A 21,839-nucleotide genomic window follows, 5' to 3' on the forward strand; every position below is an offset into this window, starting at 1 on the left:
TTTAGCGGTCCTCACGGCCCGTACCGCCGCCTTCGCCCCACATTCATCCGATCGTGTGAGGATTGACGGCATCGCTGACGTAGGTGCCTTCGCCCACCTGCCGGACGGTGTCCCCGTCCACCTGCCGGATGGCGCTCACCGGCACCGCCGTACAGTGGCATGGGCGCGAATGACGCATGGTGCCGCGCCGGCCCGGGATGATCCCCGGAGTCCGGCCCCCGGCACCCAGGAGGAGGCATGGCCGTGAGTGAGCTGCGATTCGTCCGCCTTGGGTTCGGCGAGGAAGCCGTCGACTACCAGGTGGCCTGGGACAAGCAGCGCGAAGTGCACGCCGCACGGTTCGCCGACGAGGTCGACGACACGTGTCTGCTCCTCGAGCACCCGCCGGTCTACACGGCCGGCCGGCGTACGGCGGAGAACGAGCGCCCGCTCGACGGAACGCCCGTGGTGGACGTCGACCGCGGCGGCAAGATCACCTGGCACGGCCCCGGCCAGCTGGTCGGCTACCCGATCATGAAGCTGCCCCGCCCGGTGGACGTCGTCGCGCACGTCCGCCGTCTGGAGGAGGCGCTGATCCTCACCGCCGCCGAGTTCGGCGTGGAGACGAGCCGGGTCGAGGGCCGCAGCGGGGTGTGGGTGCTCGGTGATCCGGTGGAGCAGCGGCCGTCGTTCGGCGGCCTGTCGCTGGACTTCGACCCGCGTCTGAACGACGAGGAGTTCGACCCGCGTCTGAACGGCCCCGAGTACGCCCCGTCCAACGCCGGCCAGCGCCGCGAGGACCGCAAGCTCGCCGCGATCGGCATCCGGGTCGCCAAGGGCGTCACCATGCACGGCTTCGCCCTCAACGTGAACCCGGACAACGCCTGGTTCGACCGGATCATCCCGTGCGGCATCCGCGACGCGGGCGTCACCTCGCTCGCCAACGAGCTGGGCCGTGACGTCACGATCGAGGAGGTGCTGCCGGTGGTGGAGAAGCACCTGCGGGCGGTCCTGGAGCAGGCGGAGCTGAAGCCCCGCGAGATCGAGCGTCCGGTGGAAACGGCCTCGGCCTGAGGAATGCAGGGCGCTGGCCAGAGGTTGGCCAGACGTAGTAAGGCATGGGAAGCAACGGCGTACCCTGGTGTACGCCGAAGAATCGAAGCTACAGGAGCCGATGTGTCCGCAGTCGCACCCGACGGACGCAAGATGCTGCGCCTGGAGGTCCGGAACGCCCAGACCCCCATCGAGCGCAAGCCCGAGTGGATCAAGACGCGGGCGAAGATGGGGCCCGAGTACACGAAGATGCAGGGCCTCGTGAAGAGCGAGGGCCTGCACACGGTCTGCCAGGAGGCGGGCTGTCCCAACATCTTCGAGTGCTGGGAGGACCGCGAGGCGACCTTCCTCATCGGCGGTGACCAGTGCACCCGGCGCTGCGACTTCTGCCAGATCGACACGGGCAAGCCCGAGGCGCTGGACCGTGACGAGCCGCGCCGCGTGGGCGAGTCGGTCGTCACCATGGACCTGAACTACGCCACCATCACCGGCGTCGCGCGCGACGACCTGGAGGACGGCGGCGCCTGGCTGTACGCGGAGACCGTGCGCCAGATCCACCAGCAGACGGCGGAGCGCGCCGAGGGCCGCACCAAGGTCGAGCTGCTCGCGCCCGACTTCAACGCGGTGCCGGAGCTCCTGGCGGAGGTCTTCGCCTCCCGCCCCGAGGTCTTCGCGCACAACGTGGAGACGGTGCCGCGGATCTTCAAGCGGATCCGCCCGGGCTTCCGCTACGAGCGTTCGCTGGACGTCATCACGCAGGCGCGTGACTACGGTCTGGTCACGAAGTCGAACCTGATCCTCGGCATGGGCGAGACCCGCGAGGAGGTCAGCGAGGCGCTCCAGCAGCTGCACGACGCGGGTTGCGAGCTGATCACGATCACGCAGTACCTGCGCCCCTCCGTCCGGCACCACCCCGTGGAGCGCTGGGTGAAGCCGCAGGAGTTCGTGGAGCTGAAGGAGGAGGCCGACGAGATCGGTTTCTCCGGTGTGATGTCGGGCCCGCTGGTCCGTTCCTCGTACCGCGCGGGCCGTCTGTTCCAGCAGGCGATCGAGAAGCGCGGTGCCGTCGACAACGCCACCCAGGCTGTGTGAATCCGAGCACAAGCAGTTACCGGCCGGTAATGGCCGGATCGGACGCGGCCCGTACGCCCCCGCAGCTCAGCGGGGATGTACGGGCCGCGTCGGCGTTTCCCGTGCCCTCCACATGGCCGCATCAACGTTTCATCAGTGTTTGACCACCGGGTCACGCCCTGGTAACACCAGTCTGTGAGCCTGGATTCACTCACCGCCACGACTCGCTCACACCCCCCGCCTCGTCTCACCCGCAATCGAGGGAGGACCCCGCCATGCCGGCCGCATCGACGCACGTCCGCGTCACCGCGATCCCGTCCGTCACCGACGCACTGAAGGCCGTGGAGGCACTGCTCCTCGGCGCCGGGCAGCGCACCGCCCGGCGCAACGCCTGGAACTCCGTCCTGGAGGACCGCCGCCGCGCCAAGGACCGGGTCGAGGCCCAGCACGTGATGGAGGTCGCGTCGGGCCGGACTTCCCGGGCCACGTAAACTTCAGGACATGGCGAGGAAGGCAAACACGGGCAGCGCTGACGCTGCGAACCAGGGGCGACTGAAGCAGATCGCCCTCACGTACAAGATGACCCGAAAGGCTGACCCCAAGGTCGGGCTTGTCGTCGCAGGCGTGGGCATCGTCGTACTCGGTGTCCTCCTCGCGATCGGCTTCCTGATCGGTCACCCGGTCTACCTGGGAATCCTGGGCTTCGTCCTGGCGCTCCTGGCGGCGGCCATCGTGTTCGGGCGGCGCGCCGAGCGCGCGGCGTTCGGGCAGATGGAGGGCCAGCCGGGCGCGGCCGCGGCGGTGCTGCAGAACGTCGGGCGAGGCTGGACGACGACCCCCGCGGTCGCGATGAACCGCAACCAGGACGTCGTGCACCGGGCGGTCGGCCGGGCCGGCATCGTGCTGGTGGCCGAGGGCAACCCGAACCGGGTGAAGACCCTGCTCGCGGCCGAGAAGAAGCGCATGAACCGCGTCGTGGTGGACGTGCCGGTGACCGACATCATCGTCGGCGACGGCGAGGACCAGGTGCCGCTCAAGAAGGTGCGCACGACCATGCTCAAGCTGCCTCGGGTGCTCACCGGCCCGCAGGTGACGGCGGCCAACGACCGGCTGCGGGCGATGGGTGACCTGATGAGCAACATGCCGCTTCCGAAGGGTCCGATGCCGAAGGGCATGCGGATGCCGCGAGGCGGAAAGATGCGCTGACGCGCCCGACCGGAAACAATTGTTTCCAGAACCGCTTCACGAGGAAGGCCCCGGACCGTTGTCACGGTCCGGGGCCTTCCTCGTGCGTTTCCTACGGGTCAGATGCGGACCTGGACCGCGCCGGAGAGGCGGTCGTGGAGGCCGCGGCCGTCGCGGTCCCAGATGAGGGCCGGGATCGCGAGGCAGACGAGCAGGGAGCGGAGCGCGACGCGCGGGAGGCCGAGGCGGCCGCCGTTCACGGAGACGACCTGGAGGCCGAAGAGGCGCTTGCCGGGGGTCGAGCCGATGGTGCCGACGGTCAGCACGCTCAGGACGAGGAGGATGCCGAGGGCCCAGTTGCCGGTGGCCTGGTTGTAGCCGTCGGTGATCAGGCCGTATGCGATCAACGTGCAGAGGGCCCAGTCGACGGCGAGGGCGCCGAGGCGCCGCCCGGGGCGGGCGATCGAACCGGGGCCCTCCTCGGGCAGCCCCAGCTGCTGACCGCGGTAGCCGAAGTCGACGCCTGCGTCCTCGGCCGCCGCGCGGGGGCCGGAGAGCCAAGATCCGAGTGCTTGCCTGTTGTCCACGCGACCACGGTACTGCGCCCGTTTTTGATCACTTCGGCCCGGGTCGGCGAAGTGGGGGCGGAGAGCGGGCGAAGAGGTCGTACGGGGGCGCCGGACCCCGAATCGACACCCACCCCGGTTAACTTCGACGAAACAATTGGGTCATGCTTGAGAAATCCCGTCTGCCTATGGTCGGGTCCAGCGTGTGCCACCGCACTGGCCGCACAACCGAGCTGCAACCCCGCCCCTCCCCGGGCCGGGAGTAGGAGGAGTGGGATGTCCGAGAAGCACGGGTTCCAGAACGCCGACGAGGTCAACAAGTTCATCAAGGACAACGACGTCAAGATGGTCGACGTCCGTTTCTGTGACCTTCCGGGCGTGATGCAGCACTTCACGATCCCGGCGACGGCCTTCGACCCGGCGGAGGAGCTCGCCTTCGACGGCTCGTCGATCCGCGGCTTCCAGGCCATCCACGAGTCCGACATGGCGCTCCGCGCCGACCTGTCGACGGCGCGCGTGGACCCCTTCCGCCGCGACAAGACGCTGAACATCAACTTCTTCATCCACGACCCGATCACGGGCGAGCAGTACAGCCGTGACCCGCGGAACATCGCGAAGAAGGCCGAGGCGTACCTCGCCTCCACCGGCATCGCCGACACCGCGTACTTCGGCCCCGAGGCCGAGTTCTACGTCTTCGACTCGGTGCGCTTCGAGACCTCGGCGAACCAGGGCTTCTACCACATCGACTCCGAGGCCGGCGCCTGGAACACCGGTGCGGAGGAGAACAACCGCGGTTACAAGGTCCGCTACAAGGGCGGCTACTTCCCGGCCCCGCCGGTCGACCACTTCGCCGACCTGCGCTCGGAGATCTCCCTGGAGCTGGAGAACGTCGGCCTGCAGGTCGAGCGCCAGCACCACGAGGTCGGCACCGCCGGCCAGGCCGAGATCAACTACAAGTTCAACACGCTGCTCGCCGCGGCCGACGACCTGATGCTCTTCAAGTACATCGTGAAGAACGTCGCCTGGCGCAACGGCAAGACCGCGACCTTCATGCCGAAGCCGATCTTCGGCGACAACGGCTCGGGCATGCACGTCCACCAGTCGCTGTGGGCGAACGGCGACCCGCTGTTCTACGACGAGACGGGCTACGCGGGCCTCTCGGACACCGCCCGCTACTACATCGGCGGCATCCTCAAGCACGCCCCGTCGCTGCTCGCCTTCACCAACCCGACGGTGAACTCGTACCACCGCCTGGTCCCGGGCTTCGAGGCCCCGGTCAACATGGTGTACTCGCAGCGCAACCGCTCCGCCGCCATGCGCATCCCGATCACGGGCTCGAACCCGAAGGCCAAGCGCGTCGAGTTCCGCGCGCCGGACCCGTCCTCGAACCCGTACCTCGCCTTCTCGGCGCTGCTCCTCGCGGGCCTCGACGGCGTCAAGAACAAGATCGAGCCCATGGAGCCGATCGACAAGGACCTGTACGAGCTGGCTCCCGAGGAGCACGCCAACGTCCCCCAGGTCCCGACCAACCTGGAGGCCGTCCTCTCCGCCCTGGAGGACGACAACGAGTACCTCCAGGCCGGCGGTGTCTTCACCTCCGACCTGATCGAGACCTGGATCGACTACAAGCGCACGAACGAGATCGCCCCGATCCAGCTGCGCCCGCACCCGCACGAGTTCGAGCTCTACTTCGACCTCTAGGCCGTACCGCGCGAGCGAGGTTCTCCCGAGGCCCGTCGTCCCCTTCGAGGGGGCGGCGGGCCTCGCCGTTTCCGGCCAAGATCACAGGAATGCGAACAGGTGACGAACTCTCGTACGTACCTATGAGTAAGGGGTTCACGCTCCGCGACTGATCGATAGCGTGTGGTCGTCGCCGCCGCCACACCCGGAGCACTGGGCTCCGCTGGGACTAGCTGGCGCGATGAGGACTGCCGACGTGACTCAGGCGGCTTTCGCCCCTGCAGAGACGCTCCGACTCCAGCCGTACACCGATCACTGCCGCGTCATCGCCGACGAGGGCGCGCACGTGGTCATCGGCGTCTCTCCGGGAAACAGTTATTTCACCGCCCAGCGGCTGCGCGAGCTGACGCGCTGGGGCTTGGACCACTTCGACCAGGTCGATCTCGTCTACACCGATCTGCATGTTTCCGACATGTACGAGGCGCTGGGGTACGGGGCCGACGAGGCGCGACGGAAGGCCGTCAAGAACCTGCGGGGGGTGCGGGCGAAAGTCGGGGCGGCCGTCGCTGAGGCCGATCCCACGGGGGTGCGGGTACGGGCCCGCGGGATGTCGGAGTTCGGCGACGTCCCGGCCTACCGCGAGCTGCACCGCACGGTGCTCGACGCGGTGGCGACGGACCCGGTGGTGCGCGAGACCTGTGACGCGCTGACCGGGATCTTCCTGGCCGGGAAGCTGGCGCCGGGGCAGCGGACCGACGAGCGGCAGCGGGAGGTGTGCCGCGCGTACATCTGCGCCGAGGTGCCGCTGTTCCTGGACACGCCCGCGATCCTCGGGGTCCCGTCCTCGCTCAACTGCTACCACCAGGCACTGCCGCTGGCCGATCTGCTGTACGGCCGCGGGTCCGGGCTCCGGGCCTCCCGCAATCAGGGCCACGGCATCCTCACACCCACCGGAACCACTGTCCAAGGAGCCACGCGATGAGCGTCGCCGTCGAGACCCTGCCGGCCTTCCCCTTCGACTGGGACGGGACCCGGCTGCCCGCCGAGATCACAGCGCTGCGCGCCGCGCCGGTCCGGAAGGTCCGCACGATCGCCGGGGCCGAAGCCTGGCTCGTCTCCTCGTACGAGCTGTGCAGAGAGGTCCTGGAGGACCCGAGGTTCAGCCTGAAGGACACCTCGGCGCCTGGAGCGCCGCGGCAGTACGCGCTGACGATCCCGCCGCACGTGGTGAACAACATGGGCAACATCACCGGGGCCGGGCTGCGTAAGGCCGTCATGAAGGCGATCAACCCGAAGACGCCCGGCCTGGAGGAGTGGCTGCGGGCGCGGGCCGGGGCACTGGTGGACGCGCTGGTCGCCGAGGGGGCACCCGGGGAGCTGCGGGGCGCCTACGCCGATCCGTACTCGGCGGGGCTGCACTGCCGGATGCTGGGCATTCCGGAGGAGGACGGGCCTCGGCTGCTGCGCAGTCTGGACGTGGCCTTCATGAACGCCCCGCACGAGATCGAGGCGGCCCGGCTCCACTGGGACCGGGACATCGCGTACATGACCGAGCGCCTCGACGATCCGGCGACGGGTGGGCTGATGGCGGAGCTCGCGGCGCTGCGCGAGGACCCCGACTACGCACATCTGACGGACGAGATGCTGGCAACGGTGGGCGTGACGCTGTTCGGGGCCGGGGTGATCTCCACCGCCGGGTTCCTGACGATGGCGCTCGTGTCGGTGCTGACCCGGCCGGACGTGCGGGAGGCACTGACCGCCGGCGCGCGGGGGGTCGCCGGGGCGATGGACGAACTGCTGCGGGTGAATCTGTCGATCGGCGACGGGCTGCCGCGGCTGGCCCTGGAGGACGTGCGGCTCGGCGAGGTCGAGGTGCGGGCCGGTGAACTGGTCCTGGTGCTGGTGGAGGCCGCGAACCACGATCCGGAGCACTTCCCGGACCCGCTGGCCTTCCGGCCGGACCGGGAGAACGCCGCCGAGCATCTCTCCTTCGGCGGCGGGCGGCACTACTGCCCGGCGACGGCCCTCGGCAAGCGGCACGCCGAGATCGCCCTGGAGACGCTCCTCGACCGGCTTCCGGAGCTGCGGCTCGCGGTGCCGGTCGAACAGCTGGTGTGGCGCACCAACTTCATGAAGCGGCTCCCCGAGCGGCTGCCGGTGGCCTGGTAACGGGCGGGATCCGACGACGGCGCTGCCCGGCCCTGGCCGGGCAGCGCCCCTCGGCTGTCAGCGGCCGTAGCGGATCATGGCTCGGACCATGCGGCAGGTGGTGTCCGAGGGCGGGTGGATGCCGATGTGGTGGGCCGTGGTGCGTATCGTCGTGTTCGTGGCCTTCGACGGGACGTAGACGCCGGCGTCGAGAAGGGCGATCGCGAGGCGCATGGCCTTCAGGCGGCGGTTGTGTGTCACGTACCACTCGCGGGGGCGGCCCGCAGGGAGCGGCTTCTTCTGGAGCGGCTTCCAGGGTTCGAGGGACGGTGTCCGGATCACGGCGAGAGCCATGGGCTACCTCCTGGCGAACGGCGGGGTGCGGGCCCTCCCCGGGACCCTCACCTTCACCCCCTATTTTAGAGGTCCCCACTGACAATCGCCCCTGGCCAGAGGGGGTTTAGGGGGTGGTGGAGAGAGGTCTGGGGGGTACCGTGGGGGCATGGAGATCTGGATCAATCCCGCCTGTTCCAAGTGCCGCAGCGCCCTCACCCTTCTCGACGCCGAAGGCGCCGACTACACCGTGCGGCGCTACCTGGAGGACGTGCCCTCGCCGGAGGAGATCCGGCAGGTGCTCGGGCGGCTCGGGCTCGAGCCGTGGGACATCACGCGGACGCAGGAGGCCGTCGCCAAGGAGCTCGGGGTGAACGACTGGCCCCGGGACGCCGAGAACCGCGACCGGTGGATCGAGGCGCTCGCCGGGCACCCCAAGCTCATCCAGCGGCCGATCATCACCGCCGAGGACGGCACGGCCGTCGTCGGGCGGTCCGACGAGGCCGTTCGGGACGCGCTCTCCCGTTGAGGCGGCAAGACACCCGCTAGGTCGGCTTCAGGAAGCGTGTGATGGCGGTCAGGGCCTGGTGCGGCAGCGTCGCCGGGAGGGTGTGGTGGGTCGCGCCGGTCAGGAACTCCGTCCGCAGGCGGAGTGCCGTCGCGTTCGCCGCCACCCTTCGCGGGTCGTGCGCCCTGCTGCCCTCCGCCAGGAGCAGCAGTGTCTGCGGTCTCAGCCCCGCGAGTCCGGTGGGGGTGGGGCGTGGGCCCGTGACCGGGCGGTGGCGGGGAAGCTCCGCCGCCAGGGCGTCGAGGCGCCGTACCTCCCGGTCGTGTTCCGCCCCGCCCGTCTCCCAGGCCAGGAACGCCGCCGTCCGCGCGGCCGTCGGGCGCAGCAGCATCGGCAGCGCCCGCAGCAGGTAGCCCGCGCGGAAGCCCGCGAAGCAGCCGGTCGGGTCGAGCAGGACCAGGCGGTCGGTCCGGTCCGGGGCCGCCAGGGCGTACCGGAGCGCGATCCACCCTCCGTACGAGTGGCCGCAGAGGGCCGCCGAGGTGAGGCCGAGGCCGTCGAGTACGGCGTCCAGCCAGGCTGTGAGGTCGGCGACCGTACGGATCGGGCGGCCGTCCGTCCTGCTGCGGCCCGGTCCGCCGACGAGGTCCACGGCGTGCACCCGGTGCGTCGCGCCGAGCGCGGCGGCCGTGGTGCGCCAGGAGCAGGCGGTCGCGCCGCCGCCGGGCAGCAGGAGGATCGGCGGGCCGTCTTCCACACCGTGACTCAGGAGGTGTGTGGTGCCGTAGGGGGTGGGGAGTTCCGAGACCGTCGTGGGATGCGGCCAGGTCGCGAGGAGCGCGTCGTACGCGGCCTCGAAGGTGACGGACATGGCGCAGTCCTCTCGTTCGGCGATATTCTCGCTCAGCGAGATAATAGGAGGCTGTGGTGGCCGAGTCATCCGAGATGCTCATCTTCCATCTGCTGCGTGAGGTCACCGTCGAATACGGTCTCCGCCAGGGCGAGTTCGCCGCCCGCAACGGCATGCACCCCACCGACGTGCGCGCCCTGATCTGTCTCCTCGACGCCGAACGCGCCGGCACCGACGCCACCGCCGGATGGCTCGGCGAGCGGCTCGGCCTCAACTCGGCCGGCACGACCGCCGTCGTCGACCGGCTCGAACACCTCGGCCACGTGGCCCGCGTCCGGGACACCCGCGACCGGCGGCGCGTACACCTCACCGTGGAGGAGCGGGCGAAGGAGCTCGGCCGGGCACACTTCGGGCCCCTCGTCGAAGGGGCCGTGACGCTGCTCGGCAGGTTCGAGGAGAGCGAGAAGGAGGCCGTTCGGCGGTTCCTGACCGGCGTACGGGACCTCATGAGCGACGGGGAGGGGCGGTGACCGGTACGGACGCCGGGGGTGGGCTCGGGGTCGATCTGCATCTGGAGCTGAGCGCCGCCGGTGGACGGCGGGCCGTGCTCATCGCCGCCCTGCGCGACGCCGTACGCGGCGGGCGGCTGGCTCCCGGGACCAGGCTGCCGCCCTACCGTTCGCTCGCCGCCGACCTCGGCATCGCCCGGAACACCGTCGCCGACGCCTACGCCGAACTCGTCGCCGAAGGCTGGCTCACCTCCCGCCAGGGCTCCGGGACCCGCGTCGCCGACCGGGTCGCCGCGCCCACCCCCGGGCCCGTACGCCCGACCGCGCCGCCACCCCTCCCGTACGACCTCGTCCAGGGCAAGCCCGACCCCGGCACCTTCCCTCGCGCCGCCTGGCTGGCGGCGGCCCGGCGGGCCCTCACGGCCGCGCCGCACGAGGCCTTCGGGATCGGCGACCCGCAGGGCCGGATCGAACTGCGCCTGGAACTCACCGAGTACCTCGCACGGGTGCGGGGCGTCCGCACCACCCCGGACCGGATCGTGATCTGCTCGGGCGCCGCACACGCGCTGCGGCTCCTCGCGCGCGTGCTCGGCACGGCGGAACCGTGGGCCGTCGAGGCGTACGGGCTGCCCTTCCACCGCGGACTCCTCGCCGAGGCAGGCATCACCACCGTGCCGGTACCCGTCGACGAGGACGGGGCGCGGGTCGCCGAAATCCCCCGCCACGCGCGCGCGGTGCTGCTCACCCCCGCCCACCAGTTCCCCACCGGCGGGCCGCTGCACCCCGAGCGCCGGGCCGGCGTCCTGGAGTGGGCGCGGGCCTCCGGCGGGCTGGTGATCGAGGACGACTACGACGGGGAGTTCCGCTACGACCGGCGGCCCGTGGGCGCCGTCCAGGGCCTCGACCCCGAGCGGGCCGTCCTCATCGGCTCCGTCAGCAAGAGCCTCTCCCCCACGCTGCGGATCGGCTGGATGTGCCTGCCGTCGGCGCTCGTGGACCGGGTGGTCGCGGCGAAGGGCGAGCGCGAGCCGTACGCCTCCGCGACGGAACAGCTCACCCTCGCGGACCTCATCGGCTCCGGCGCGTACGACCGGCACGTCCGGCGGATGCGCCAGCGGCACCGCCGGCGGCGCGACCGGCTGACGACGCTGCTCGCCGAACGGGCTCCGGCGGTACGGGTGACGGGCATCGCCGCCGGGCTGCACGCCGTCCTCGAACTGCCCTCCGGCACGGAACGGGCGGCTCTCGCCTCGGCTTCCCGGCGCGGGGTGGCGGTGGAGGGCCTGGCCCCCTATCGCCATCCCGACGCCCGGGGCCCGGCCCACCCGGACGGACTTGTCGTCGGCTACGCCACACCGCCGGAGCGGTTGTACGGGGCCGCCCTCGACGCGTTGTGCGGGGCGCTGTCCGAGGTGGTCGGGGACTGAGGCACTCGGTGACGGTCCGAGGCAGGGGCTTCAGCCGCCCGACGCCTCGCGCCCCGCCGTCGCCTTCGCCTTCGCCTTCCCCGTCGCCTTCGCCTTCCCCGTCGCCTCCGCTTCCGCCGTCGTCAGGATTTCCGTGAGGCGGAGGCCGAAGCGGGCGTCGCAGGCGTCGGGCTCGCCCGTGCGGGCCGATCCGATCAGGGCGTCCACGGCCGCACCGAAGGCTCCCACCGCCCCGTCCCAGCGGGGCATTTCGGCCCGGCCCCCGGTGCCGTACAGGGTGAGGGCCGCCTCCGCCACCTCCGGCGGGGCGCTGAGGGTGAGCGTCGCCGTGCTGCTCGCGCCCGAGGTGTGGCGCAGCACCAGGTGGTGGGTGTCCGCCGGGCCCGGCACCGCCGTGATCTCCGTGACGTCGCCGAGGACCGGCAGGAAGACGGAGAGGACGTGCGGGCCCACGTCCCACAGCCCGCCCTTCTCCCGGCGCCAGGGGGAGGCCGCGTACGCGCTGCTCGAACCGGTCCCGTAGAGCGAGCCCAGCCAGTGCGCCTCGCCCAGGAACCAGCCGGCGACCGCCGTCTGTTCCTCGATCCAGCGGGCCGTCGGCTCCGCGAACCGCAGGGTGCAGAAGACCACCGAGGCGACCCCGGCGGCCTCGACCGCCTCGGCCACCTCGCGCGCCCCGGCCACCGTCGTGGCGACCGGCTTGTCCAGGAGGACGTGGCAGCCGGCCTCCGCGGCCCGTACCGCCAGCGGTGCCTGGACGTCCGGCGGGAGCGCGAGGGCGACGGCGTCGCTGGCCGCGAAGAGGGCGTCCACGTCGTCGTACGCGCGCGTGCCCGACGCGGCGGCGAGCGCGGCCGCCGCCTCGGGGCGTCTGCCCCACACCCCACTGAACTCGATCCCCGGATGCCCGGCCAACGCGGGCGCGTGCGTGCGGCCGGCCCAGGGGCCGGTGCCGAGGAGTCCGATGCGGGGCTTCGCGCCCAGGTGCTTCGCCATGCCCCCAGTCTGCCGGGTGGCTCAGACAACCGGCTCCGACACCGGTTCTGGCACACGCTCCGGCACCTGCTCCGACAACCAGCTCTGACAACCGGCCCCGGACCGGGAACCCGCCCCAAATCCACTCGCGTCCCACCCCCCGCCCGGTGTTAGCTTTTCAGGGCCGGCCGCGGGACTTCGGTGCGACTTCCGGAACCTGCCTCTGAAGCAACGTCTTCGCTGTTCGTGCCCTCATTCCCCGGCCGGCGCCCACGAGAAGGGGAGAACCTTGTCCGAGCTCGTCGCCGCCGAGGACGTGCTCCTCTTCGTCAACGCCGCCGTGACCGCCACCGGCCAGCGGGAGTTCCGTTCCTCCGCCACCGCGCAGCAGTTCTCGCTCCGCTTCGTCCACGAGTACGTACGCGTCAACTACCGGCCCGTGTACGCCGCCGCCCTCGCGCTCGACATCAACCACCACAACGCCGCCCTCATCGTCGAGCAGCTCCTGCGCACCGCCGACGAGGCCGGCGGGCCCGAGGAGAAGCGGGCCGAGGGGCAGCTGATCGGGGCGCGGCTCGCGCTGCTGCCGCCGCAGCGGGTCTACCGGCTGTTCCGCGCGCTGCGCGCGGCCGGGGTCAACAACCGGCGTACGCGCGCGATCGTACGCGCGTGGCTCGCGGCCCGCCCCGATCCCGCCCTGGACGCGGTGAAGTACCGAAGCGGTCTGAAGGCCGCCCTCCGGCACGTCCACGGGCGGCTGCCCGATCCCGAGACCGGCGACTTCCTCTTCGCACCGGGCCGCCGGGTCCGGTACGAGAACCCGACGCTCGACGCCTTCCGCCGGGCCCGTTACGAGCAGGGCGCGCTGTACGAGCTGCCGTTCACCGTCGCCGAGGGCTTCGCCGCCCGGCACGACGTGCCGCGCGCGGTGTTCCTGGAACGGATCGCGCCCAGGATGACCCGGCTCGAACAGCTCAGGACGGAGCGGGCCGCCGACCTGTCCGTCATGCCGCTGACCCGGCTCGCCCTGTACGTCCTCTCGCTGCCGTTCGGCGAGCGGGTGGAGCGGCGGGCCGAGCTGACGGGCGCACTGCGGGCCGCGGCCCGGCGCGCGGCGGGGCCGTACGCCGGGAGCTGGGGACGGGTCACGGCCGTGCTCGACGACAGCTTCTCCTCCTCGGGTTCGGCGGTGAAGCGGCGCCGCCCGCTGGCCGTCGCGCTCGGCTGCCACCACCTCCTGGAGGCCCTCGCGGCGCCGGGGGCGTACACCCCGCTCTGGACCTCGGGCGGCAGTGATCCGCTGCTCGTCCGGCCGTACGGGCCGACCCCCCTGGGCCTGCGGATCCTCGACGGCCTGGAGACCGGCCCCGACCGGCTCGTGATCGTCTCGGACGGCTGGGACAACGCCCCGCCGGGGCTCGCGGGCGAGGTGCTGCGGGTGTGGCGGTCGCGGCTGGATCCGGAGCGCCGGACGAGCGTGGTGCACCTGAACCCCGTATACGACGCGCAGGGTTTTGACGTACGCCGACTCGCCCCGAGCGTGCCGGCCGCCGGCATCCGGGACGCGGAGGATCTGGCGGCGCTGGTGGAGATCGCTCAGTTCGCCGAGGGGCGGACGGGGTTCGCGGAACTGCGGGCCTATCTGGACCGGCGGGTGGAGCTGTTCCTGGACGGAACGGGAAAGGGGGCCGGGGGATGATCCGGATCGATCTCACCGGGCTCGACGTCCGGCCCGCGCAGGTGTGGGGCGGGGTGCGGATCGTCCCGCTCGTCCGGGCCGAGCCGGTCCCCGGGCTGCGCCTGCACCGGGAGGTGTACGGCGGTTTCGGTGCGGTCGACCTGCCCGACCGCACCACCTACACCTCGTACATCCCGCACGGCTTCGTCGCCGACTGGACGGGATCGGGGACGGGGTCGGGCGCGGAGTCCGCGGCGTACGGGACCCGGCTCGGCGGAACCGGAAGCGGAAGCGGGAACGGAGGCAAAGGCGAAGGCCGAGGCGGGAACGGAAGCGGAAGCGGAAGCCGCGAGGCACCGCCGGCCTGCGTGCCCGTGCGCCGGATCCACCGCATGGCCAAGCGGCGGCGCGCCCAGGACGGGCACACCGAGCGGCGGCTCCGTTTCCTGCCGCTGCACCTCGCCCTGGAGGGCTACCTCGCGCTGCACTTCGGCGGTCCGTCGATCGTCTGGGACGAGTGGTCCCGCGAGGCGGTGCGGCACGGGCTCTCGCCGCGTGCCGAGGCGGCGTACGCGGGGTGGAGCGTGCCCGGACTCACGGAGGCGCTGCGGATCTTCGAGGTCCACCCGGGCCAGTGCGGACTGCTCCTGTACGTGGCCGACGCGCTCGCCGCGGCCTTCGTGGTGCCGCACCCGGACGACTACCGCCTTCTGCACCCGACGCTCGTCGAGGACCTGTACGGGGAGCTGGTCCACCAGTACGCGTACTACGGCGGTCCCGTGCCCGAGTTCACGGCGCGGATCAGGGACGGGGCCGGTGGCATCCGGACCCTCGCGGATCTGCGGGCGGCGGCGCGGGAGCAGGAGCGGGTCTGGGCGGTGGCGCACGACGGGCTGATGGCCCGGGACCTCCTGGAGACCTCGTACGCCTTCGAGCGGGTGCAGCGGATGGGACCGTTCGATCTGTACCGGTTCCTGCCGCCGTTCGAGCGGGGCGGGCGGGAGCAGCACATCGGCGAGGTGATCACCGACCGCAAGGGCCGGACGGTGTATCTGAAGACGTTCCGGCTCTCGGAGAACCAGATCCGGAAGGGACACCTGCTGCGGCGGCTCGCCGACTGCGACTGGCACCTGGAGCGGACCGCGGAAGCGCTCGGCACGTCGTACGCGGAGGTGGTGCGGCGTATCCGGGGAGCGGGTCTGGATTCGCTCCTGAACGCCCACACGGTCGCACAGCGGCTCCGGGAAAATCAGGAAAGCTGAGTAACACGGGGTTCACATTCGGGCAACCGACGGGAAATCCCGTGTTGCGAAGCTGCGACCGGACACAGACACCGCAGCTTCTCGCAGCGCCGCGAGCCGCCGCGACACCCGCAGCAGCACGCCCAAAGGATGAGGCCAGTGACCTTCAAGGCTGAGTACATCTGGATCGACGGCACCGAGCCGACCGCGAAGCTTCGCTCGAAGACGAAGATCCTCGCCGGCGAGGGCGCCACGCTGGAGGAGCTGCCGATCTGGGGCTTCGACGGATCCAGCACGAACCAGGCCAAGGGCCACGCCTCGGACCGTGTCCTCAAGCCGGTCTTCGTCTGCCCGGACCCGATCCGCGGCGGCGACGACATCCTGGTGCTGTGCGAGGTCCTCAACACGGACATGACGCCGCACGACTCGAACACCCGCGCCGCGCTCGCCGAGGTGCAGGCGAAGTACGCCTCGCAGGAGCCGATCTTCGGCATCGAGCAGGAGTACACCTTCTTCGAGGGCACCCGCCCGCTCGGCTTCCCGACCAACGGCTTCCCGGCCGCTCAGGGTGGCTACTACTGCGGCGTCGGCGCGGACGAGATCTTCGGCCGCCCGATCGTCGAGGCGCACCTGGAGAACTGCCTCAAGGCCGGCCTCGGCATCTCCGGCATCAACGCCGAGGTCATGCCGGGCCAGTGGGAGTTCCAGGTCGGCCCGCTGGCGCCGCTCGAGGTCTCGGACCAGCTGTGGATCGCCCGCTGGCTGCTGTACCGCACCGCCGAGGACTTCAACGTCTCCGCGACGCTGGACCCGAAGCCGGTGAAGGGCGACTGGAACGGTGCGGGCGCGCACACCAACTTCTCGACGAAGGCGATGCGCGAGGGCTACGACGCGATCATCACCGCCGCCGAGTCCCTCGGCGAGGGCTCGAAGCCGCTCGACCACGTCAAGAACTACGGCGCCGGCATCGACGACCGCCTCACGGGCCTGCACGAGACCGCCCCGTGGGACCAGTACTCCTACGGCGTCTCGGACCGCGGCGCCTCGGTCCGCATCCCGTGGCAGGTCGAGCAGGACCAGAAGGGCTACATCGAGGACCGCCGCCCGAACGCGAACGTGGACCCGTACACGGTGACCCGCCTCCTGGTGGACACCTGCTGCGAGGCCCTCGCGAAGGCCGGCCAGGTCTGATCCGCACCTCTTCGGAAGGGGCGCCCACCGGTCACGGTGGGCGCCCCTTTCCGTTGTCCGGGTGGGGGCGACTCTCGGGCGGCTCTCCCGGCATGTGGGAAGGACTACACGGGGTTTGGCCGGTGAAGGGGTCGTCGGAGGCATTCCCTTCTGGTTCAATAGGGATATGGCCATCACACAGAACGACACCGCGACGGGTCGTCACGACCTCGAGCCGTTCTGGCCTTCCCGGCAGCATCACGACTTCGACCGGGTGTGTTGCCGCGCGAGGAACGCGTCGGCCCTCTAAAGCCCTGATCGGTACGGTCCGATCCACGGCCTTCGGCCGACGCGCACGACGTATGACGTACGACTCCTGTCCGTCCGTTCCTCCGCGCGAAAGAGCTGACTTCTCATGGCCCAGACCGCTCACAGCACCCCCACCGCCGTTCGTCCCGGCCGTCATCGACTGCGTGCCGTCGATCCCAACGAGGTCGTCGACTTCTCGCACGTCGCGGACTTCCTGCCGCCCGGCGCCACCCTGCTGCCCGCTCCCCCGCACACCCTGCCGACGCTGCCGGGGCGGCCGCCGATGGTCGGTTACCTCGTGCTCGTACCGGCCGATCAGCAGTCGAGGTTGCCCGTCGCCGGGCCGGTGGCCGCGCCCGTCGCCGCCGCGGTGGACGAGCAGGGGCCCGTGGCCATCGACAGTGTGCAGCGGATCGCCGTCGTGGACGGGCAGGCGCTCGACCTGACATATCTGGAGTTCGAGCTGCTCGCCCATCTGGTGGCGCACCCTCACCGGGTGCACACCCGCGACCAGTTGGTCACCACGGTGTGGGGGTACGGGCACGTCGGCGACGGACGCACCGTCGATGTGCACGTGGCCCGGCTGCGACGCAAGCTGGGCGCCGAGCACCGCCACACGATCCAGACCGTGCGGCGGGTCGGCTACAAGTACACGCCCTGACCCCGATCAGGGAGTCAGGGACCTGGTCCTTGCCTTGGTCACCAGCGCCAGGGCAAGGTCCACGGCCAGGAACAGCAGCAGGCTGACGCCGAGCAGCGGGACGAACCACGCCACGACGGCCGTGACCGCGAGGAGCGGGAGCAGCATCGTCACCGGGACCTTGCGCCATGCCCCGCGTGCCGCCGGGCGGCCCGGGCGGCGGAGCCACCACATGCGGTAGCCCCAGACGATCAGCAGGATCAGCGAGAGCGCGAGGGCCGCGAGGGCCAGCTGGTTGAACAGGCCCAGGAACACACCCGTGTGCGCGTCGATGCCTATGCGGGTGAGCTTCGCGAGGAGCGGGAAGTCGGCGAAGCGGAGGTGGTCGATGACCACGCCGTCCGACGGGTTCAGCGCCACCGAGTCCAGCTGCAGCGGGAACTGCGTGTCCGTCTCCTTGACCACATAGCCCTTGCCCTCGCTCGGCAGGATCACGGAGATCCTCGGGCTGTCGATGCCGGCCGCGCGGGCCGCCTCAAGTGCCTTGTCGAGGCCGATGTCCGGACCCTGGGTGGTGGAGCCGCCGGTGTGGCCGCCGCCGTGGCCCTCGTGCTCCGAGGAGCCGCCTGCCGCGCCGCCGACGGTCGCGGTGAGCTTGGGCGTCGCGCCGCCGAGACCGTCCTGGACGGCCCCGATGTTCTCGCCCGCGTACCGCGACCAGGTCAGACCGGTCGCCGAGAGCAGGACGAGTCCGGTCACCGCCCACAGGCCGACCGAGCCGTGCCACGAGAGGGTGCGGCGGCGCGAGGCCGGACCGCCCTCCGGTACGAAGAGCGCACGGCGGTTCTTCCGGCGTCGGCCGAGCCAGAGCAGCAGACCGCCGAGGGCGATCACCCACAGCCAGCTCGCGGCGAGCTCACTGTAGTTGCGGCCGATTTCACCGAGGTGCAGATCGCGGTGCAGGCCGTCGATCCAGGTGCGCAGCGGGAGGGCGCCGGAGCTTCCGTAGCTGGGCAGCTGCCCGCGTACGTCCCCGGTGTACGGGTCCACGAAGACGGCCAGCGAGGTGTCCTCGGGGACGTCCGGGTCGGCCATCAGGACCCGGGTGGTCGCCCCGGGTTCGGCGCCGGGCCAGACGGCGGTGACGGTGCCGTTCGGGTTGACCTTGCGGGCGATGTTCACCTGCTGGGAGAGCGGCAGGGTCGACTCGCCGACGGGGACCTCCAACTCGTGCGCGTACACCACCTTCTCGGCCTGGAAGGAGAGCGCGTACAGCAGGCCGCTCGCGGCGGCCACGAGGAGGAAGGGGGCGACGAGGACGCCCGCGTAGAAGTGGAGGCGGAGGACGAGGGGGCGCAGTGCGCTCCAGGTTCCCGCCTTCTGCGGGGTGGTGGCCGGGGTGGCTTCCGACGGTGGCGCCTCGGACGTGTCCGGGCGTGCGGGATCGTCGATGGTCATGACTGTGACTGTCCTTGGAGTCGGTGCAGACAGGGGGAAAGGACCCCCGGGGTCAGACGTGTGCTCCGAGGGCCGTGGCGCGGGGTACGGACAGCCGGGGCGGGCCGCGCCGGGAGAGGGTGTGCGCGAGGACGACGGTGTGCGGCCGGTGGGCGCTCCGCCGGGCCCGGCGGACGGGGCGACGCGGGGCGTCGGGGACCTGCACGCGCGCGAAGAGCAGGCGCAGCGGGGTGAAGGCGTACGCGAGGGCGGCTCGGGCGAGCGTGAAGAACGCGGCCTCTCCGTGGGCCAGCCAGAGGCCGCAGAGGAGGGCGGCGAGGAGGTGGGCCGCGAGCATGCCGATGCTCATGTCCATGGACATCGCGGTGGTGGGGGCGACGCTCATGTCGTGCATCCCGGTCACGCCGTCGGCGCCGGTCATCCCTTGCATCCCGGTCATCCCGCGCATGCCGTCGGCGCCGGTCATCCCGTGCATCGCCTGCATGCCGGTCGTGGCACTCGCACCGGTCTCGTGCGCGGGTGTCGCCACCGGGTGGCCCGTGTCCCCCGCGTGGGAACCGGCCATCGAGAAGATCAGGTGCAGTCCGCCCTGGAGGACGAACAACGCGCCCGCGATCGTCGGGGCACCCCGGCGCCGGCCTGCCGCGGCCCACGCGGCGGCCGCCGTCACGGCGAAGGCGCCGAGCAGGGTGACCGCCGGAAGCTGGTGCGCAGACATGGACGAATGCCCCACGGCAGCCAAGGTCACGCACACCACCGCGAACAGGGCGGCTCGCAACGCGCGCAGGGGCGACCGGGCATCCGTCATCGCCCGTCATGGTGTCACCCCGCCCGGCGGGGTACGAGACCCCCTCCCGTACCGATGACGTTCCGACCGAGCCGATGACGTTCCCCCACGCCCCGCCGACCGTTCCTCCGGCGTTCCTCCCGTGGCGGAATCCTCCGGGAGCGAAAGCCCTGGTCCCGTGCGGTACGGCCCGGGCACGCTCTGATCATGAAACTACTGATGCTCGGTGGTACGGAGTTCGTCGGCCGCGCGGTCGTCGAGGCGGCGCTCGACCGGGGCTGGGAGGTGACCGTCTTCCACCGTGGCCGGCACGCGCCGCCGGCGGGGGTCACGTCGCTGATCGGCGACCGCACGACCGGCCCGGACGGTCTCGCCGCCCTCGCCGCTGGCTCCTGGGACGCCGTCGTGGACACCTGGTCGGCGGCTCCCTCCGCGGTACGGGACGCGGCGCGGCTGCTCGCCGACCGGGTCGGGCGGTTCGCGTACATATCGAGCCGTTCCGTGTACGCATGGCCGCCGGCGGCCGGACTCGCGGAGGACGGCCCGCTGGTGGAGGGTTCGCCGGACGACGGGGACGTGCCGTACGCGGAGGCCAAGCGGGGCGGTGAGCTCGCCGCCACGGCCGCCTTCGGTGCGGACCGGACGCTGCACGTGCGCGCGGGCCTCATCCTCGGCCCGTACGAGAACGTGGGCCGGCTCCCCTGGTGGCTGGGCCGGATCGCGCGTGGCGGCCAGGTCATCGCCCCCGGGCCCGCCGCGCTGTCGGTCCAGTACGTCGACGTCCGCGACCTGGCCGAGTGGACGCTCGACGCGGTGGCCGCGGGGCTCTCGGGGCCGTACAACATCGTCTCGCCGCCCGGGCAGGTGACGATGGGCGAACTGCTCGACGCGTGCGTACGGGTCACCGGCTCGGACGCCGAACTCCGCTGGACGGACCCGGAGGCGCTGGTCAAGGCGGGGGCGGCACCGTGGTCGGAGCTGCCCGTATGGCTGCCGCCGGGCGAGATGTACGACGCGATGCACACCGCCGACGTCTCCCGCGCCGTCGCGGCGGGGCTGCGCTGCCGGTCCGCGGCGGAGACGGTCGCGGACACGTGGGCGTGGCTGGAGTCGCTCGGCGGCACGGCACCTCAGCGTCCGGACCGGCCGCAGGTCGGCCTCTCCCCGGAACGGGAGGCGGAGGTGCTGGCCGCGCTCGCGGAGGGGTGATGCCGGCGAGGTGAAGGGGTGAGGGGGTGGGGTGAGGGCGGCCTCACCCTCACCCTCGGTCGGGTCGGCGACGCCCTCACCCCGGCCGGGATCCGCAGGAAAACGTCAGAAACTGCCCACATCGGGGTGATCCACTACCGTCGACACGAACACGTACGTACCGGAGGAGTCGACGTCATGCCCGCCATCCCCGCCACCTCCGTCGCCAACCTCCGCGATCTCGGCGGTCTGCCGCTCGGTGCCGGGCGTTCCGTCCGTCCCGGGCTCGTCCTGCGTTCGGCGCAGCTCGACCGGCTCGACCGGGCCGAGCCCGCCGTGGCCGCGCTGGGCATCCGTACCGTCGTCGACCTCCGTACGGACACCGAACGCGCGGACCGGCCCGACCGGCTCCCCTCCGGAGCCCGCCTCCTCGTCGCCGACGTGCTCGCCGACCACCTGGCCATCAGCGGGCTGCCGCCGGCCGCCCGCCTCAAGGCTCTGCTCTCCGACCCGACGCTCGCCGAGGAACACCTCGGCGGGGGCCAGGTCCGGGCGGCCTTCGCCCGGACCTACCGGACCTTCGTCGCCGGCGACTCCGCCCGCGCCTCCTACCGCACCCTCCTCACCGAGCTGGGCGCACCGGGCGCCGGGCCGCTGCTCTTCCACTGCTCGGCGGGCAAGGACCGGACGGGGTGGGCGGCGACGGTCGTCCTGACGCTGCTCGGCGCGGACGCGGGGACCGTGCGGGAGGAGTACCTGTCGGTCAACACGGCTGTACGGCAGGCGTTCGCGCCGATGATCGAGGGGTTCACGGCCCAGGGCGGCGACCCGGACCTCGCGCTCGATCTCATCGGGGTCGTGCCGGAGTACCTGGACGCGGCGCTCGACGAAGTGGCGGTCCGGCACGGGTCGATGGAGCGGTACGTACGGGAGGGGCTCGGCGTCCCGGACGAGGTGACGGCGCGGATCCGCGAGCGGCTGACGGTACGCACGGACTGATCGGCCGAACAGCCGAACGAGCGGATCGACGGATCCGTCTGCCGCGCCCGCTTCAGACGGATCCGTCTGCCGCGCCCGCTTCCTG

At 71.7% G+C, this 21,839-nt stretch carries 22 protein-coding genes; 16 read left to right on the forward strand and 6 right to left on the reverse strand.

Translation table 11 applies throughout. The features are described 5' to 3' along the window. Window positions 1-243 precede the first annotated feature (243 nt). The 4 genes from lipB (at window position 244) to OG462_RS14155 (ending at window position 3,309) form a co-directional block, all read left to right on the forward strand. Window positions 244-1,053, forward strand: a complete 810-nt coding sequence (gene lipB / locus OG462_RS14140) for a lipoyl(octanoyl) transferase LipB (RefSeq protein ID WP_406057781.1) — start codon at window positions 244-246, stop codon at window positions 1,051-1,053. Window positions 1,054-1,155: 102 nt separating this feature from the next. Next, window positions 1,156-2,124, forward strand: a complete 969-nt coding sequence (lipA, locus tag OG462_RS14145; RefSeq protein WP_406057782.1) for a lipoyl synthase — start codon at window positions 1,156-1,158, stop codon at window positions 2,122-2,124. A 254-nt stretch (window positions 2,125-2,378) separates the two neighbouring features. Beyond that, the gene (locus tag OG462_RS14150) at window positions 2,379-2,594 is read left to right on the forward strand and encodes a hypothetical protein (RefSeq protein WP_030208220.1); all 216 of its coding nucleotides are present in this window, start codon (window positions 2,379-2,381) and stop codon (window positions 2,592-2,594) included. 10 nt (window positions 2,595-2,604) lie between these two features. Then, window positions 2,605-3,309, forward strand: coding sequence for a DUF4191 domain-containing protein (locus OG462_RS14155; protein WP_406057783.1), 705 nt, complete (start codon window positions 2,605-2,607; stop codon window positions 3,307-3,309). A gap of 98 nt (window positions 3,310-3,407) precedes the next feature. Here the strand turns inward: OG462_RS14155 and OG462_RS14160 are convergent, their stop codons facing one another. After that, the gene (locus tag OG462_RS14160; RefSeq protein ID WP_406057784.1) at window positions 3,408-3,875 is read right to left on the reverse strand and encodes an RDD family protein; all 468 of its coding nucleotides are present in this window, start codon (window positions 3,873-3,875) and stop codon (window positions 3,408-3,410) included. Between the two features lie 255 nt (window positions 3,876-4,130). On the opposite strand from OG462_RS14160, the gene glnA reads away from it, so the two are divergent. From glnA to OG462_RS14175, 3 genes are all read left to right on the forward strand, one after another. Continuing rightward, window positions 4,131-5,555, forward strand: a complete 1,425-nt coding sequence (gene glnA, locus OG462_RS14165) for a type I glutamate--ammonia ligase (protein ID WP_406057785.1) — start codon at window positions 4,131-4,133, stop codon at window positions 5,553-5,555. A 235-nt stretch (window positions 5,556-5,790) separates the two neighbouring features. Further along, window positions 5,791-6,516: a tRNA-dependent cyclodipeptide synthase gene (locus tag OG462_RS14170; protein ID WP_406057786.1), complete on the forward strand. Its 726-nt coding sequence runs from the start codon at window positions 5,791-5,793 to the stop codon at window positions 6,514-6,516. Further along, entirely contained in the window at window positions 6,513-7,703 is a 1,191-nt protein-coding gene (locus tag OG462_RS14175; protein WP_406057787.1) for a cytochrome P450, read from the forward strand. The genes OG462_RS14170 and OG462_RS14175 overlap by 4 nt, the downstream gene beginning before the upstream one ends. A gap of 57 nt (window positions 7,704-7,760) precedes the next feature. On the opposite strand, the gene OG462_RS14180 is transcribed toward OG462_RS14175, so the two are convergent. After that, window positions 7,761-8,036: a hypothetical protein gene (locus OG462_RS14180; RefSeq protein ID WP_406057788.1), complete on the reverse strand. Its 276-nt coding sequence runs from the start codon at window positions 8,034-8,036 to the stop codon at window positions 7,761-7,763. A 148-nt stretch (window positions 8,037-8,184) separates the two neighbouring features. Here OG462_RS14180 and OG462_RS14185 point away from each other — a divergent pair, with 148 nt between their 5' ends. Further along, entirely contained in the window at window positions 8,185-8,544 is a 360-nt protein-coding gene (locus OG462_RS14185; protein WP_406057789.1) for an arsenate reductase family protein, read from the forward strand. Window positions 8,545-8,560: 16 nt separating this feature from the next. On the opposite strand, the gene OG462_RS14190 is transcribed toward OG462_RS14185, so the two are convergent. Beyond that, entirely contained in the window at window positions 8,561-9,394 is an 834-nt protein-coding gene (locus tag OG462_RS14190; RefSeq protein WP_406057790.1) for an alpha/beta fold hydrolase, read from the reverse strand. 74 nt (window positions 9,395-9,468) lie between these two features. Between OG462_RS14190 and OG462_RS14195 the strand changes: the two genes are divergently transcribed. After that, window positions 9,469-9,903 carry a MarR family transcriptional regulator gene (locus tag OG462_RS14195; protein WP_406066533.1) on the forward strand — a complete coding sequence of 145 codons (435 nt, stop codon included), beginning with the start codon at window positions 9,469-9,471 and terminating at the stop codon, window positions 9,901-9,903. Next, window positions 9,900-11,309: a PLP-dependent aminotransferase family protein gene (locus OG462_RS14200; protein WP_406057791.1), complete on the forward strand. Its 1,410-nt coding sequence runs from the start codon at window positions 9,900-9,902 to the stop codon at window positions 11,307-11,309. Before OG462_RS14195 ends, OG462_RS14200 begins: the two co-directional genes overlap by 4 nt. Before the next feature lie 30 nt (window positions 11,310-11,339). Here OG462_RS14200 and OG462_RS14205 read toward each other — a convergent pair whose 3' ends face one another. Beyond that, window positions 11,340-12,305, reverse strand: coding sequence for a Gfo/Idh/MocA family protein (locus OG462_RS14205; protein WP_406057792.1), 966 nt, complete (start codon window positions 12,303-12,305; stop codon window positions 11,340-11,342). A 268-nt stretch (window positions 12,306-12,573) separates the two neighbouring features. On the opposite strand from OG462_RS14205, the gene OG462_RS14210 reads away from it, so the two are divergent. From OG462_RS14210 to OG462_RS14225, 4 genes are all read left to right on the forward strand, one after another. Further along, window positions 12,574-13,983 (forward strand): hypothetical protein, encoded by a 1,410-nt coding sequence (locus OG462_RS14210; protein WP_406057793.1) that lies wholly within the window; start codon window positions 12,574-12,576, stop codon window positions 13,981-13,983. Beyond that, window positions 13,980-15,224 carry an ARPP-2 domain-containing protein gene (locus OG462_RS14215; protein WP_406057794.1) on the forward strand — a complete coding sequence of 415 codons (1,245 nt, stop codon included), beginning with the start codon at window positions 13,980-13,982 and terminating at the stop codon, window positions 15,222-15,224. The genes OG462_RS14210 and OG462_RS14215 overlap by 4 nt, the downstream gene beginning before the upstream one ends. Window positions 15,225-15,362: 138 nt before the next feature. Next, a complete protein-coding gene (gene glnII / locus OG462_RS14220) occupies window positions 15,363-16,394 on the forward strand; it encodes a glutamine synthetase (protein WP_406057795.1) in 1,032 nt (343 codons plus the stop codon). A gap of 394 nt (window positions 16,395-16,788) precedes the next feature. Beyond that, window positions 16,789-17,343: a winged helix-turn-helix domain-containing protein gene (locus OG462_RS14225; RefSeq protein ID WP_406057796.1), complete on the forward strand. Its 555-nt coding sequence runs from the start codon at window positions 16,789-16,791 to the stop codon at window positions 17,341-17,343. A gap of 6 nt (window positions 17,344-17,349) precedes the next feature. On the opposite strand, the gene OG462_RS14230 is transcribed toward OG462_RS14225, so the two are convergent. Together OG462_RS14230 and OG462_RS14235 are read right to left on the reverse strand one after the other, a co-directional pair. Then, window positions 17,350-18,780: a PepSY-associated TM helix domain-containing protein gene (locus OG462_RS14230; protein ID WP_406057797.1), complete on the reverse strand. Its 1,431-nt coding sequence runs from the start codon at window positions 18,778-18,780 to the stop codon at window positions 17,350-17,352. Window positions 18,781-18,832: 52 nt separating this feature from the next. Further along, window positions 18,833-19,498 carry a hypothetical protein gene (locus OG462_RS14235; RefSeq protein WP_406057798.1) on the reverse strand — a complete coding sequence of 222 codons (666 nt, stop codon included), beginning with the start codon at window positions 19,496-19,498 and terminating at the stop codon, window positions 18,833-18,835. Between the two features lie 276 nt (window positions 19,499-19,774). Between OG462_RS14235 and OG462_RS14240 the strand changes: the two genes are divergently transcribed. Together OG462_RS14240 and OG462_RS14245 are read left to right on the forward strand one after the other, a co-directional pair. Beyond that, a complete protein-coding gene (locus tag OG462_RS14240) occupies window positions 19,775-20,776 on the forward strand; it encodes an NAD-dependent epimerase/dehydratase family protein (RefSeq protein ID WP_406057799.1) in 1,002 nt (333 codons plus the stop codon). A 177-nt stretch (window positions 20,777-20,953) separates the two neighbouring features. Then, window positions 20,954-21,754: a tyrosine-protein phosphatase gene (locus OG462_RS14245; RefSeq protein WP_406057800.1), complete on the forward strand. Its 801-nt coding sequence runs from the start codon at window positions 20,954-20,956 to the stop codon at window positions 21,752-21,754. The last annotated feature ends 85 nt before the right edge of the window (window positions 21,755-21,839 follow it).

The sequence above is a fragment of the Streptomyces sp. NBC_01077 genome (assembly GCF_045162855.1).
Lineage (GTDB): Bacteria > Actinomycetota > Actinomycetes > Streptomycetales > Streptomycetaceae > Streptomyces.

Excerpts from the sequence above, each read along its gene's own strand:
- OG462_RS14150 (WP_030208220.1), top strand. The coding sequence starts at position 2,379 with ATGCCGGCCGCATCGACGCACGTCCGCGTCACCGCGATCCCGTCCGTC.
- OG462_RS14155 (WP_406057783.1), top strand. The coding sequence starts at position 2,605 with ATGGCGAGGAAGGCAAACACGGGCAGCGCTGACGCTGCGAACCAGGGG.
- glnA (WP_406057785.1), top strand. The coding sequence starts at position 4,131 with ATGTCCGAGAAGCACGGGTTCCAGAACGCCGACGAGGTCAACAAGTTC.
- OG462_RS14175 (WP_406057787.1), top strand. The coding sequence starts at position 6,513 with ATGAGCGTCGCCGTCGAGACCCTGCCGGCCTTCCCCTTCGACTGGGAC.
- OG462_RS14180 (WP_406057788.1), bottom strand. The coding sequence starts at position 8,036 with ATGGCTCTCGCCGTGATCCGGACACCGTCCCTCGAACCCTGGAAGCCG.
- OG462_RS14185 (WP_406057789.1), top strand. The coding sequence starts at position 8,185 with ATGGAGATCTGGATCAATCCCGCCTGTTCCAAGTGCCGCAGCGCCCTC.
- OG462_RS14190 (WP_406057790.1), bottom strand. The coding sequence starts at position 9,394 with ATGTCCGTCACCTTCGAGGCCGCGTACGACGCGCTCCTCGCGACCTGG.
- OG462_RS14195 (WP_406066533.1), top strand. The coding sequence starts at position 9,469 with ATGCTCATCTTCCATCTGCTGCGTGAGGTCACCGTCGAATACGGTCTC.
- OG462_RS14205 (WP_406057792.1), bottom strand. The coding sequence starts at position 12,305 with ATGGCGAAGCACCTGGGCGCGAAGCCCCGCATCGGACTCCTCGGCACC.
- OG462_RS14215 (WP_406057794.1), top strand. The coding sequence starts at position 13,980 with ATGATCCGGATCGATCTCACCGGGCTCGACGTCCGGCCCGCGCAGGTG.
- OG462_RS14225 (WP_406057796.1), top strand. The coding sequence starts at position 16,789 with ATGGCCCAGACCGCTCACAGCACCCCCACCGCCGTTCGTCCCGGCCGT.
- OG462_RS14230 (WP_406057797.1), bottom strand. The coding sequence starts at position 18,780 with ATGACCATCGACGATCCCGCACGCCCGGACACGTCCGAGGCGCCACCG.
- OG462_RS14235 (WP_406057798.1), bottom strand. The coding sequence starts at position 19,498 with ATGTCTGCGCACCAGCTTCCGGCGGTCACCCTGCTCGGCGCCTTCGCC.
- OG462_RS14240 (WP_406057799.1), top strand. The coding sequence starts at position 19,775 with ATGAAACTACTGATGCTCGGTGGTACGGAGTTCGTCGGCCGCGCGGTC.
- OG462_RS14245 (WP_406057800.1), top strand. The coding sequence starts at position 20,954 with ATGCCCGCCATCCCCGCCACCTCCGTCGCCAACCTCCGCGATCTCGGC.